This is a genomic window from Streptomyces sp. NPDC002309 (genome assembly GCF_053593375.1).
In genome coordinates this window covers 291,090-303,936 of the sequence record NZ_JBSFCI010000001.1, presented here as the reverse complement: position 1 = coordinate 303,936, position 12,847 = coordinate 291,090, and the positions used below count along the sequence as shown (strand labels likewise).

The 12,847-nt window shown below is 71.8% G+C and carries 13 protein-coding genes and 1 tRNA gene; 9 read left to right on the top strand and 5 right to left on the bottom strand.

What is annotated here, in order from left to right:
• Positions 1-4 precede the first annotated feature (4 nt).
• The gene (locus tag ACWCPM_RS01345; protein WP_450974049.1) at positions 5-1,438 is read right to left on the bottom strand and encodes an exopolysaccharide biosynthesis polyprenyl glycosylphosphotransferase; all 1,434 of its coding nucleotides are present in this window, start codon (positions 1,436-1,438) and stop codon (positions 5-7) included.
• Positions 1,435-2,607: a glycosyltransferase gene (locus ACWCPM_RS01340; RefSeq protein ID WP_450974048.1), complete on the bottom strand. Its 1,173-nt coding sequence runs from the start codon at positions 2,605-2,607 to the stop codon at positions 1,435-1,437. Before ACWCPM_RS01340 ends, ACWCPM_RS01345 begins: the two co-directional genes overlap by 4 nt.
• 685 nt (positions 2,608-3,292) lie before the next feature.
• Between ACWCPM_RS01340 and chpG the strand changes: the two genes are divergently transcribed.
• The 8 genes from chpG (at position 3,293) to ACWCPM_RS01300 (ending at position 8,317) form a co-directional block, all read left to right on the top strand.
• On the top strand, positions 3,293-3,532 hold the full coding sequence (chpG, locus tag ACWCPM_RS01335; RefSeq protein ID WP_450974047.1) for a chaplin ChpG: 240 nt from the start codon (positions 3,293-3,295) through the stop codon (positions 3,530-3,532).
• A gap of 235 nt (positions 3,533-3,767) precedes the next feature.
• Positions 3,768-4,499 carry a hypothetical protein gene (locus ACWCPM_RS01330; protein ID WP_450974046.1) on the top strand — a complete coding sequence of 244 codons (732 nt, stop codon included), beginning with the start codon at positions 3,768-3,770 and terminating at the stop codon, positions 4,497-4,499.
• A 120-nt stretch (positions 4,500-4,619) separates the two neighbouring features.
• Positions 4,620-4,901 carry a hypothetical protein gene (locus ACWCPM_RS01325; RefSeq protein WP_450974045.1) on the top strand — a complete coding sequence of 94 codons (282 nt, stop codon included), beginning with the start codon at positions 4,620-4,622 and terminating at the stop codon, positions 4,899-4,901.
• Positions 4,902-5,142: 241 nt separating this feature from the next.
• Complete coding sequence (locus ACWCPM_RS01320; protein WP_450974044.1) at positions 5,143-5,643, top strand: DUF5949 family protein; 501 nt, start codon at positions 5,143-5,145, stop codon at positions 5,641-5,643.
• Positions 5,643-6,254, top strand: coding sequence for a vitamin K epoxide reductase family protein (locus ACWCPM_RS01315; RefSeq protein ID WP_450974095.1), 612 nt, complete (start codon positions 5,643-5,645; stop codon positions 6,252-6,254). The genes ACWCPM_RS01320 and ACWCPM_RS01315 overlap by 1 nt, the downstream gene beginning before the upstream one ends.
• A gap of 111 nt (positions 6,255-6,365) precedes the next feature.
• Positions 6,366-6,878, top strand: coding sequence for a hypothetical protein (locus tag ACWCPM_RS01310; protein ID WP_450974043.1), 513 nt, complete (start codon positions 6,366-6,368; stop codon positions 6,876-6,878).
• Positions 6,879-7,002: 124 nt separating this feature from the next.
• Positions 7,003-7,467 carry a tyrosinase family oxidase copper chaperone gene (locus tag ACWCPM_RS01305; protein ID WP_450974042.1) on the top strand — a complete coding sequence of 155 codons (465 nt, stop codon included), beginning with the start codon at positions 7,003-7,005 and terminating at the stop codon, positions 7,465-7,467.
• A complete protein-coding gene (locus tag ACWCPM_RS01300; protein ID WP_450974041.1) occupies positions 7,451-8,317 on the top strand; it encodes a tyrosinase family protein in 867 nt (288 codons plus the stop codon). The genes ACWCPM_RS01305 and ACWCPM_RS01300 overlap by 17 nt, the downstream gene beginning before the upstream one ends.
• Before the next feature lie 169 nt (positions 8,318-8,486).
• Here ACWCPM_RS01300 and ACWCPM_RS01295 read toward each other — a convergent pair whose 3' ends face one another.
• The 3 genes from ACWCPM_RS01295 to ACWCPM_RS01285 form a co-directional block, all read right to left on the bottom strand.
• Positions 8,487-8,771 (bottom strand): chaplin, encoded by a 285-nt coding sequence (locus tag ACWCPM_RS01295; RefSeq protein ID WP_450974040.1) that lies wholly within the window; start codon positions 8,769-8,771, stop codon positions 8,487-8,489.
• Between the two features lie 296 nt (positions 8,772-9,067).
• Positions 9,068-9,511, bottom strand: coding sequence for a hypothetical protein (locus tag ACWCPM_RS01290; RefSeq protein WP_450974039.1), 444 nt, complete (start codon positions 9,509-9,511; stop codon positions 9,068-9,070).
• Between the two features lie 368 nt (positions 9,512-9,879).
• Positions 9,880-9,955: transfer RNA gene (locus tag ACWCPM_RS01285), tRNA-Arg, on the bottom strand.
• A 321-nt stretch (positions 9,956-10,276) separates the two neighbouring features.
• Here ACWCPM_RS01285 and ACWCPM_RS01280 point away from each other — a divergent pair.
• A complete protein-coding gene (locus ACWCPM_RS01280) occupies positions 10,277-11,884 on the top strand; it encodes a dynamin family protein (RefSeq protein ID WP_450974038.1) in 1,608 nt (535 codons plus the stop codon).
• Positions 11,885-12,847: the final 963 nt, after the last annotated feature.

Below are 12,847 nucleotides of genomic sequence, written 5' to 3'. Positions count from 1 at the left end.
GCGCTCAGCTCCCCGTCACTCGGACGAGCGCGGCCGCCGTGCGCAGCAGGATGCAGATGTCCTGCCACAGCGACCAGTTGTCGATGTACGCGTTGTCGAACCGGGCCCGGTCCTCGATCGAGGTGTCGCCACGCAACCCGTTGACCTGCGCGAGCCCGGTGATACCGGCCGGCATGCGGTGGCGGTCCGCGTAGCCGGGGTAGGTCTGGCTGAACTGGGTGACGAAGAAGGGCCGCTCGGGCCGGGGTCCGACCAGGCTCATGTCGCCGCGGAAGACGTTCCACAACTGGAGCAGCTCGTCCAGCGAGGTGCGGCGCAGGAACCGGCAGAACCACGGCATGTCGTGCTCGTTGGCCACGCTCCAGCGGGTCGCCGACTCATGCGCGTCGGCGGGGCGGTGGGTGCGCAGCTTCAGCAGCGTGAAGGTCCGGCCGTTCTTGCCGATCCGCTCCTGCCGGAACACCACACCAGGCCCTTCGCCGATCCGCAGCGCCAGCGCGCAGGCCAGCAGCAGCGGGCCGGCCGCCAGCAGCAGCGACCCGGACACCACCACGTCCAGCGCCCGCTTGCCGATGCCGGTGCGCCGCCCGGACCCCAGCTCCAGGCGCCGGCAGGCGTACCCGGCGAGCTGTTCGCGGGCCTCGTACGACGGCGAGTCCGCGTCGAGCTCCCACACCGCGCACCCGGACCCGGCGAGCCCGCGCAGCAGCGGCCCGTGCTCGCTGCGCACGGTGGGATGGACGGCCAGCACGTCCCGGACGCCGTTCTGGATGAGCGCCCGCTGGACCTCCTCGGCGGTCGTCAGCACCGGCAGCCCCTCGGTGCCGTCCGCGTGGTCGGCGACGATCCCCACCGGCCGTACCCCGCAACGGGGGTGACGCAGCACGGCGGCGGCCACCCGCTGCGCGGTGTCGACGGGCCCGACGACCAGCGCGGCGCGCGGCTGCCGCAGCAGCGCGACCCGCCGCCGCCAGTGCACCAGCGCCCGCCCCGCACAGCCCGCGATGGCGTGCGTCGCGAAGCCGAGGGCCAGCGTGCCGGCCGGGAACGCGTACTGCGGGGCGTGGGCGGCGACCAGCGCGGCGAGCGCCAGCCAGGCCACCGCGATCCGGCCGCAGACGGTGGGCAGTTCGTCCAGCACGCCCTGCCCGCGCCGGGGCGGCCCGTGCGGACGCACCAGCATCGCCCCGGCGACCAGCAGACCCATCAGGAGGGGCCGGCTCAGCGTCAGCGCCCCCAGCAGGGCCGCGCCGAGATCGGCGGCCGCCAGCGCGGGCGGTGAGGCGCGCCGGGCCGCGTGCCGCCGGACCGGGAAGGGCAACCCGGCACCGCCGACCCGGCCGGGCGTCGGCACGACCGGGACGGTCGGGAATCCGTGGTCCCGCGGCTGGGCGCCGGGGGAGGGGACCGTGCTTTCCGCAGTGCTTTCCGCAGTCACGAGTGGATGGACTCCCTGTACTCGGTGGGCGCGGCGGGGGCCGGCGTCCCGGTGCCGAGGAGCGCGCGGTACACGTCCCCCATCGCCCGGGCCGCGTGCCGGACATCGTGTGCGGCACGCACATGCCGTCGGCCCTCGTGTCCGAGCGCCTCCCGCAACGGCGGATCCAGCAGCAGCGCGGTGAGCGCGTCGGCCAGCGCGGGGGGATCCTCCGGCGGCACCAGGCAGCGCGGCAGATACCCGGGCGGCAGACTCTCCCGGGCGCCGTCCACGTCCGTGGCCACCACGGGCCGGCCGCACGCCATCGCCTCCAGCGGGGCCAGCGCCATGCCTTCCCAGCGCGACGGCAGCACGACCACGTCGGCCGCCTGGTACCAGGGCAGGGGATCGGCGACCGCCCCGGTGAACAGCACCGGCTCCGGCCCGTGAAGCAGTTCCCGGTCGGGCCCGTCGCCGACCAGCGCCAGCCGCGCTCCCGGCACCCGCCGGACCACCGAGGGCCACGCGGCGAGCAGGACGTCCTGTCCCTTCTGCCGGCACAGCCGCCCCACGCAGACCACCAGGGGTGCCCCCGGGGCGAGGTCCGCACCGAGCGCGGCCCGTACGGTGCCGGTGGCGGCGGCCGGACGGAAGCGGTCGGTGTCGATCCCGTTCGGCACGACCGTCCACCGCGCCTCGATCCCGGCCCGCAGCCCGGTCCGGCACTCCGCCTCGCTCACGCAGACCGTCCGGTGCGCCCAGCGCGCCCCGAACCGCTCCCACCTCAGCGCCAGCGCGGCCGTCGCCCCGCCGACCGCCTCGAACGACCAGGCGTGCGGCTGGAACACCGTCGGAATCCGTCCCCGTACGGCGATCCGCGCGGCCAGCCCGGCCTTGGCGCTGTGCGCGTGCACCAGATCGGGCCGCACGTCGTCGACCAGCCGTGCCAGCCGCCGTACCTCACCGGTGAGGGACGGACCCGGAGCGCGGGTCGCCCGCCAGGGCCTCACGTCGGCCCCCAGCCGCCGGAGTATGTCGCTCAGCCCGCTGTCCGGGCAGGCGACGGTGACCCCGAGGCCGGCCGCGAGCTGGGCCCGTGTCAGATCCTCGACCACACGGGCGACCCCGCCGTCGACCGGCTGCGTGAGGTGGAGGACCCGTGGTCGGGGGGCGGTGGCTGACTGGTGCATTGCGCGGATTCCTCGCTCACGGATGACGCCGGACGGCGGGCACGCGCCTCACGGCCGGATGTCGGCGGCGACGAAGAGCCCACCGGCCCAGGCCGCGTCCCGGTGGGAAACGAGGCGGACGGCCGAGTGGTTATCGTTTGATCGGAAGCCCACGGGGGGACCGGACCCGTCCGAGTCGTAGCCGAGCGTGTTCACGGACGACGGAAGTCGTGTGCCCGCCCCTCCGCTGATCGCTGAATTCCCCACGTCACCGTCGAGCCCGGTGGAACAGGCGCACGCGACACCGCGCACGGTGCGTGACGACCGGGCGCGATCGAGGTCACCGTTGCAGGTGAACGGTCCGACACCTGAGCGGTCGGGAGGCTCGTGGACGGCGGGGTGGCGCAGACCCGGCCGCTTCCCCTTCGCGGTCGGCGGCGTCGCGTGGCGCAGCGGCGAACCCGGGGAATTGCGCATGGCCGCGATGCCCTTTCGAAAGGCGGGCTACAAGGGTGCGTCGGACGGTCCGCAACTCTAGTCGCTACCCCTACAAAGCATCTAAAACCGGGCAAGTGTGTCGGAAACGTGAACGTCACTTCGAGAAGAGATCACCCCATTGGTGGCACAACCCCGGTGCGTGCCGCGCGTTGACACAGCGCCGGGTATCCGCCCGGATGTTTGTGTCAACTCCAAGGAGCACCTCTCCATGTCGCGTATCGCGAAGGGCCTGGTCCTGACCTCCGTCGCCGCCGCCACGGCGGCCGGCGCCGCCGGCGTGGCCGCCGCCGACAGCGGCGCCCAGGCCGCCGCCGCCCACTCCCCGGGCGTGCTGTCGGGCAACGTCCTTCAGGTTCCCGTGCACGTCCCCGTCAACGTCTGCGGCAACACGGTCGACATCATCGGCCTGCTGAACCCGGCGTTCGGCAACGAGTGCAAGAACGACTGACGTCGCAGCAACTCCCCGGCCGGCCGCTCTCCCTGACGGGAGGGCGGCCGTTCGTCATGTGGTGCCACGAATGGGGCACCGGCGCGGCGGATCGGTGCGCGGTGCTCGACAGGCCGTCCCACCAGCGGCGATGAACGGCGGCGGATGGTCACTCGAGGTCGTCGAACGGTTGCGAGGTGTGACGGTCACTCGCACGGTGGACACAGATCCCGACGCACCATCGAAAGGAACGCTCATGCGTGGTCTGCCCGCACGGCGTATCGCGTCCTCCGCGCTCAGCGCGGCCCTCGTCCTCGGCATCGCCGCCCCCGTCGCCCTCGCGGCGGACCACGACTCGGCCCGGTCGCGCACCTCCACGCCCGTCCCCGGCGCGGAGGAACTGCTCCCCGAAATCGAGTACCTGGCCGGTCTCGACACCGCCTTCACCCCGGTCGCCGACCTGCTCGACTCCGTCCTGACGGCCGAGGGCGGTCAGCTGACGGACGCCCAGGCCACCGCGCTGGACGACTCGGTGCAGGAGGCGATCGAGGAGATCATGGCGGAGATGCCGGTGATGACGCCGTCGGCGGCGACCCCGGCACCGTCGGCCGCGCTTCCCTCCGCCCCCGCCACGCCCGGCGCGCAGGCGACGCCCGCCGCTCCACCGCAGCCGGCGGTCCCGCCGGCTCCGGCCACCCCGACACCCGCGACCGACCTGCCGGCCACGAGCGTTCCCGCGACGACCCTGCCGGCGCCCGTCGACGCCCTCGACGACGTCGACATGCCGTCCGCCGACGTGACGGGGGACGCGATCAGCGATCTGGAGGCGCTGATCGACGCGCTGATCGAGGCGGCCACCTCAGGCGTGGTGGACGAGGTGGTGCCGGCGGCCACGGACCTGATCACCTCCCTGCTCGACCTCCTGGCCGATCTGCTGGCCGCCGCCGGGCTGCCCGTGCCGAGCCTCCCCGTGGAATCCGCCTCCTGAAAGCCGGGTCCCGAGCAGTTATATGAGGAAGCGGAACGCCGTTTCCGCGTGTTGCGGGACTCGTTGGGCACGTCGTCAGAATTCCCTGCGGCGACACCGGTCGCCGACGAAAGGAACACGATGAAGTCCCTGAAGGCTGCCGCTGTCGTTGCCGGGTCCCTGGTCGCCGCGGGTGCCGCCGCACCCGCGTTCGCCGCTCACGACCCCGCCGACGTCACGCCCACCAGCCTCAACGGCGCCGTGAACAAGCTCACCGCGGAACCCATCGACGTCATGCCGCTGAAGCACCAGTCGCGGGCGCTCGACACCGAGAACAAGGATTCGGCGCTCAGCAGCGTGAAGGACGCCACCACCACCCTGAACAAGGGCGGACTCCTCGGTGGTCTTCCGGTCAAGCGCTGACGTCCGCCGGGAGTCCGGGAGTCCGGAACACCGGGGCGCCGGGAGTCCGGAACACCGGGACTCCAGGACTCCGGGGCGCCGGGACTTCGGGTGCGCCGAAGGGCCGATTCCGATCCCCGCGGAATCGGCCCTTCGCGCTGTCCCGGGGCACATCCCTCGTTCGGGTGGACACCGCTCGGGGCTTGGGCCGCCCGGGTGACGGCGCCGCGGGCACGGACTGGGCCGTGGATATGGTCGCGCGGTGACCGCAACCCCCAGTGAAGCCCGCCCGTTCCACACCGCCGACCTGGGCACCCTCGTCATCATGCCGTGGACCGGAAAGGTCGAGGACGGCAACGACATGCCCTACCTCCTCGCCTGCTCCCGGGGAGACGGCCCCGACGGTCCCGAGGCGTCGCGCGCCGCCGTCGAGAGCCTGCTGGGCGACGCCGGACTGCCCCTCGGCGACGACGTGATCGACGGAGGCGCCCGGCCGAGCCTCCCCGTCAGCCTGCTCGTCGTGGCCGGCCAGGCCGTCGTCACCATGCCGCGCCTCAACACCCAGTGCCCGGTCCAGCCGGCATGGCTGGCGGCCGTCGCCAAACGCGGGTACGCCTACCTGCTGTTCACCGCCCGCCCCTGGCCCGAGGCCCAGGTCGGCAAGGCCGTCACCCCCGACGCGCTGCGCGAGTTCGTCACCGCAGAGGAGACCGTGCACGCATCCGTGCACCTGCTTCTTCCCGCGCGCAGCCTGCGTCAGTGATGGCGCGCGTCGGGCAGCACGCGCGCCGGACCGGGACCGCCGGTGCGAGTCCGGCGTTCGCGCTGCTGCTGGTGATCACGGGAGCGGCGGGGCTCCTGGCCTCGTGGGTCATCACCCTGGACAAGTTCAAGCTCCTGGAGGACCCCGACTTCACCCCGGGATGCAGCCTCAACCCGGTGGTGTCCTGCGGCAGCGTCATGGAGAGCGACCAGGCCGCGGCCTTCGGTTTCCCCAACCCGATGCTGGGGCTGGTCGCCTACGGCGTCGTGATCTGCGTCGGCGTGAGCCTGCTGGCCGGCGCGGTCCTCCCTCGCTGGTACTGGTTGACCTTCGACGCCGGGTGCCTGTTCGGGGTGGGGTTCGTGTCCTGGCTCCAGTTCGAGTCCCTGTACCGGATCAACGCGCTGTGCCTGTGGTGCGCGCTGGCCTGGGCGGCGACCATTCCGCTGTTCTGGTACGTGACGTCGTACTGCGTGCGGCGGGAATTCCTGCGCGCCCCGAGCTGGCTGCGGGCCTTCTTCGACGAGTTCACCTGGCTGCCTGTGGTGCTGCACCTGGGAGTCGTCGGGATGCTCGTACTGACGCGATGGTGGGACTTCTGGACGAGCTGACCCTCGTACTACTGGGGCAGTCGGGCGAATTGTGCGCTGGTGCGGTTTCCCGGCTCGTTACTCGCTACGCACGCACAACTCGCCGAATTTCCGAAAGGGACCGCACCCGAGATGAAGTCGACCACCCGAGGAACCCTCGCCGCAGTGCTCACGTGTGTGGCGGCCGCCGCGACCGGTGCCGCCGCAGCGTCACCCGCCGCCGCTGTCCCCATCCCCGTGCCGCTGGAGGGAGCTGAGACCGCCCTCGGTATGGAACTGCCGCAGATCGCCGCCGACATTCCGGCGCCGAAGCCGGGTGTCCCCCAGGGGCCGCGGTACGTCGAGGGCCGCTTCCTCCCCGAGCGGGTGGTGCCGCAGGTGCCGGTCCGGGGCGGACTGCCGGGGGCCGACGTGCGCGCGCCCGTGCCGCGCGCCCTCGGCGACGACTTCGACCACCTGGGCGTCTCCGCCCCCGCCTCCGACCTGCGCACGCTGGGACCGGGCCTCGAGGTGGACGCGCCGCTCACCGCGCCCGATGGCGAGAACTTCGGTCTGCCCGCGACGAAGCTGCCGCAGGTGGGCGTCCTCGCACCGGCGTTGCAGACGGTCCCGGGCGTGAACCTGGTGATGGGCCCCGGGCTGTAGTGGCGAACAGGCCCGGGCGGCGACGTCCGGGCCCTGCCCTGCTCCGTCCGGGCACTGACGGTGACCGCCGGGGGTGCCGCGCGGTTACTCCGGTACGACAACCGAACCGGAGGAGGAGCACACGATGGTCGTCGGCGGCGGAGTGGCGGAGGGTGCGGAGGGCGGCGGGGCAGTGAGACCGGGGGCGGCGGGGCGCGGATCGGGCGGTGCGGGCGGTGTGAGTGGTGCGGGCGGTGCGGGCGGCGCGGGGCGGGATCTCGGATGGGGAACGCGACGTGACGTCGTACGGGGACTCGTCGCCTCGGCCGCCGTGCTGGCGGTGCCGGCCTGCGACCCCGGCGCGCTCCTGGTCGCGGACTTCGACGAGACGTACCGCGGCCGGCGGATCCGGGGCAGCGGGGACCAGGTCACCGTGGACGGCAGGCCGCTGCATCTGATGCGCCGCGCCGACGGCACCTGGCTGAGCGTGATCGACCACTACTGCTCGTACCCCACCCCCCGCGAGGCGGCCCGCGCGGCCGTCGACGAGCTCGGTGTCACGGGGCGGCTGCCGTTGACGGAGGGGGCGCGCCATGGTGTACACGCGTAGGGACGTCAGCACGCTGACCGCCGGTGAGAAGCGGCGGTTCGTCGACGCGTTGCTGGCGCTGAAACGGCGGGGCGAGTACGACGAGTTCGTGCGGATGCACATCGAGTACTACGTCGCCGACGGCGAGCGAGGTCTGCGCACCGCCCACATGGCGCCGTCCTTCCTTCCCTGGCACCGCCAGTTCCTGCTGGAGCTGGAGCGGGCGCTGCAGCGGCTGGATCCGTCGGTGTCGGTGCCGTACTGGGACTGGACCCGTGACCGTGGTACCACCTCGACACCCTGGACGCCCGACCTGCTGGGCGGCGACGGGCGGCGCTCGGACCGGCAGGTGACCACCGGACCCTTCGCGTACGCCTCGGGCAACTGGAGGATCAACGAGAACGTCTCGGACGTCAGGTACCTGACCCGGGACCTGGGCCGCTCCCGCGATCCGATCCAGTTGCCGACGAAGAGCGACGTGGAGTCGGCGCTGAAGGACGCGGTCTACGACGTCCCGCCCTGGGACTCCACGGTCCAAAAGGGCTTCCGCAACAAGCTGGAGGGGTGGGGCGCCGGACGGGGCAGCGTCTCCTGGAAGAACCACAACCGGGTGCACCGCTGGGTCGGCGGGGTCATGGTCGGCGGCGCCTCCGTCAACGACCCGGTCTTCTGGCTGCACCACGCCTACATCGACCTGTTGTGGTCACGCTGGCAGGGGCGCCACCGCGACCACCGCTACCTGCCGGCCGCTCCCCCTGGGCAGGGCGATGCCCAGCGCGGCCGGGTGGTGGCACGTCACCAGACGCTGCCGCCATGGCGTGTGACACCGGATCAGCTGGAGGACCACGGGCGGATCTACCGGTACGGGTGAACCGGTCCCGGGTGAGCCGGTCCGGACAGGCGAGAGCCCCGGCGCTCGGGGGTGCCGGGGCTCATGAGGTACGGGAGGCACCTCGGGTGAGGCGCGGGGAGGTACCTCGGGGGGCACTGACCGGTACCTGATGAGGTGCCCTCGCCAGTGCCCCGGGGTGTACGGCGTCTCAGCTGCCGTAGGCGTCGAGGGCCTTGTCCTTGGTGCTGCTGTCGCCGTTGTTCTCGCAGATGTTGCCGAAGGCCGGGTTCAGCACACCGATCACGTCGATCGTGTTGCCGCACAGGTTGACCGGCACGTTGACCGGAACCTGGATGACGTTGCCCGACAGCACGCCCGGCGAGTCGGCGGCCGCTCCCAGGGCGTCCGCGTCCGCCATGGCCAGGCCGGCTCCGCTGAGGACCATGGCACCCGTGCCGAGAGCGACACCGGCCGCCTTCGCGATGCGTGACATCACGTTCTCCTTAGTTGCTCGGTAAGCGCGGCAGCAGACGTGCCGCCGACTCCCCGTTCAACGCGGGCGGCCAGGCGGGGTAACGGTGATCATCTGCGGATCACCCTTTTTGAACAGGCACTTCGCGGTCGAACGTTCGACAGGCCGACCACTGTCCCGCGCCTCTCCGTTCACTGACCGCTCCCGAGGGTTGCGCCCGTCCTCGCGCATACCATCGGCGGGCGCCTGAGTGCGCTGGTGTGCGTTCTCGTTGATGTCGGGCGTGGATGTCTGCCGCAGCGTGCTCAGTCTGCGGTTCAGTCGCCTGAGTGGCCCCAGAAATGGATCTCTTGGGGGTTGCCCTCGTCGTCGTGCAGCACTGCGCATCGTCCGATCCATCGTGACCGGGGGAAGACGTCGAAGTCCTTGACGTGCGCACGCGTCAGCTTCTCAGTGCCCAGCAGCTCGCGTGCTTCCTCGGCGGTCACGGGTTCCACCGTGTTGTAGTCCGGGGTGTCGTCGGGCCCCACAACACGGAAGATGTCCAGGATCGAGTGCGTGCCGGTCTCCTGGACCAACTCGTCCTCCCACAGCTCCTCCAGCGAGTGCGGCCGCGGTTCTCGCTCCGCCTCCGGTCGCCAGTCATCGCCGTTCACCCAGTAGTAGTCGCCGGCCTTGAACACCTCACGTCGCAGCTGCTGAAGCGCCGCGTTCAGGTCTTCCTGGTACGGCACGTAGTAGTCCCACCCCGAAGCCCCCACCAGCCCTCACCGCCTTCCGATCTCCTGGACAGCGGAAGCTAGCACCCGGCTCTGACATCGGGGCCCTCAGCCGCCGGCCGCCGCTCCGGTGCTTCCGGCTGCCCGCGCTCGGTGCGTCGAGGGGCCGCTGTCTGATTTCGAGCGGCGGCTCGAAGCGGCGGGGGATCCTCGCTGGGCTGCCGGACGCCCACTGACTCCCAGCTGAGAACTTCGACGCGCATCCGATACGGCCACCCGCGAAAACCCGCTGGCAGCCGGACGGCCCCGGAGCCTGCCCTTGATCGTCGAGGGAGCGCCCGGGGCTTTGTCGTGTCGAGTGAAACGGGCCCTGAGCAGCAAAAAAGCCCTCCCGGGAGGAGGGCGGAGACTGGCGCCCCCGGCAGGACTCGAACCTGCGGCCAAGCGCTTAGAAGGCGCCTGCTCTATCCACTGAGCTACGGGGGCCGGGTGTGTGGCCTCTGTCGTGGGTGCCCGGGTGTGGGCCGGTCCGTGACGTCGCCGGGGACAAGGATAGAGCTCTCAGATCCTTGACCCTGTTCCTTCGCCTCCGTGGCTCGATGTGGAGGTTCGGTGAAGCGGTCCTGATAATCGCAGGCAGGTACGAATCGTGCATCGCTTTTGACGTCTCGCGCGTCGGGTGTTGTGCACTCGTTATGCCTGGACTGTGTCCATGTCCCAGTCGCACCTTCTGTCCGCTGCGTTCCGTCGGCACGCAGACATGCGCATATGCTTCAGATATCACGTAAAATTGGGCATTCTTCGCATGTGGTGACATTGGACGTACGGCCTCAGCTGCTCGACGCACTTTCCGCGCTGCGCGACCGCGTCGCCGCCGCACGCTTTCCGCTTCCCCTGGCGGGTGCCCCGCGCGCGCGTGCCAATCGCGACGAACTGCTCGCCCAGCTCGACGACTATCTGGTGCCCCGCCTCAGAGCGCCCGAGGCGCCTCTGCTGGCCGTTGTCGGGGGCTCCACCGGCGCGGGAAAGTCGACCCTCGTCAACTCGCTCGTCGGCCGCAGGGTGAGCGAGGCCGGCGTCCTGCGGCCGACCACGCGGACGCCCGTGCTGGTCTGCCATCCGGAGGACCATCACTGGTTCAGCGGCATGCGCGTCCTGCCGGACCTCGCGCGCGAGTGGGCGCCTCGCCGCGAGGCCGACGACGGTCCCATGGTCCCGGGGGACACCTCCGCGCGTGTGCTGAGTATCGAGACGGCGGACACCCTGCCCCGCGGCATCGCCCTCCTCGACGCGCCCGACATCGACTCCCTCGTCGCCGACAACCGCACCCTGGCCGCCGAACTCATCTGCGCCGCCGACATCTGGGTCATGGTCACCACGGCGGCCCGTTACGCCGACGCGATCCCGTGGCACCTGCTGCGCACCGCCAAGGAGTACGACGCCACACTGGTCACCGTCCTGGACCGGGTACCCCACCAGGTGGTCGGCGAGGTCTCCCGGCAGTACGCCGCCCTGCTCACCAAGGCCGGCCTCGGCGACGTACCGCGTTTCACCGTGCCCGAGCTGCCCGAGTCCGCCTGGGGCGGCGGCCTCCTGCCGGCCACCGCCGTGGCGGCGCTGCGCACGTGGCTCGTCCAGCAGGCCCAGGACCCGGGGAGCCGCCACCAGGTCATGGCCCGTACGGCGTACGGCGTCCTCGACTCCCTCAAGTCGCGGTTGCCCGAGCTGGCCGGTGCGGCAGCCGCCCAGTACGCCGCCGCCCTCCGTCTCACCTCCGCCGTCGAACTCGCCTATGACAGCGAACTCACGCGCGTGAGAGGGCGGCTGCAGTCGGGCGCCGTGCTGTCCGGCGACGCCCTGAAGCGCTGGCGGGCCTTTCCGCTCGACTGCAAGGCAGGCGAGCTCCTCGACGCCCTCGTGGAAAGTCTGAGCGCCCTCCTGCTGTGCGCCGTCACGGCCGCCGACGAGCGCGTCGACGAGGCATGGCGACGCGAGCCCGCGGCGCGCGCGCCGGAGCTCTCGGAACGGGACGTGTCGACGGAGAACGCCGAGCACCGCATGGGAATGGCGGTACGGCGGTGGCGGCGCGAGCTGGAGGAGTACGCGGAGGACGAGGTCCGCAAGCTCGACCGCAGCATCGCGCCGGATCCCGAGGTGATCGCCGTCCTCGTCGTCACGGCGCTGCTGGGCGGCCGACGGACCCGTTCCGCGGGCGAGGGGCTCGCCGAGCGGCTCGGGGCGAACGGGGCGCTGCGGCTGCGTGACCGGGGCGGACGGCTGCTCAACGACTGTGTGGACCGGGTCGTGCGGAACGAACGTGAGCGCCGTCTCGCGCCCCTGGAGGCCCTCGACGTCCATCCCGAACCGCAGGCGGAACTCATTGCCGCGCTGTCCGTACTGCAGAAGGAGAGGTGACCGGTGACCGCAGTCACTGACCAGGACCGCACGGAACACGCCGATCCCGAGCAACCGGAGAGGCACAGGCACCAGGGCGAGGCGGAAGCGCGGGAGGGAGCGGGCGGGGTGTCGGGGTCGGAGAGGTCTAAGAGGTCGGAGAGGCCTTACGGGTCGGAGATGCCGGAAGCGTTGATGAGGCCGGACGGGTCGGAGAAGCGGGAGGGGGCGGAGGGTGCGGAGCAGGTGAAAGGGCCAGAGGAGCCACAGGGACTCCACGAGCTGCACGAGCTCCACGAGCCGCAGGGGCTGCAGGACATGGAGCAGGGGGCAGAGGGATCGAAGGGGTCGGAGTCGGAGGGATCGCGGGGGGCAGAGGGGTTGAACGGGATTGAGGGGCCTGCTGGAGCAGAAGGGGCTGAGTGCTCGGGAGAGCCGCAGGCGCCGGAGGGGGCGGGCGCCGCTGAGTCGTTCGTCGGGGGGCGCATGGCGGGTTGGCCGGAGGGGTGGTCGGTGACGCGCGCCGTGGGTGGTGATTCCGAAGGCACCGGCACCGGCACCGGCACGAGCTCGGGCGCAGTCACCGGTTCCGGCGCAGTCACCGGTTCTGGCTGGGGCACGGGCATCGGCCCTGGCAGAGGCAGGGGCATGGGCATGGGTATGGGCACCGGTTCTGGTTGGGGCTCGGGCTCCGGTCCTGAGTCGGGCTCCGAGGGCCGTACCCCTGGGACCGGTGACGCTGCGGGGCGTGACTCCGAGAACCCTGGTTCTGAGAGCGCTGAGCTTCAGGGGCGTGCCTCTCGGAGCCTTGCTCCCGCGGACTCGCTCCCTCGGGGCGCCGCCCGTCGGGGCTCCCGTCCTGAGGAGTCTGACACCACCGACAGTGAGCCCGGGGAGAGGGATTCCGGAAAACTGTCCATTGCCGAGGATTCCGGAATGGAGTCGCCCAGAGGGGATGATTCCGAAAAGGGCCCCTCTGGCGAG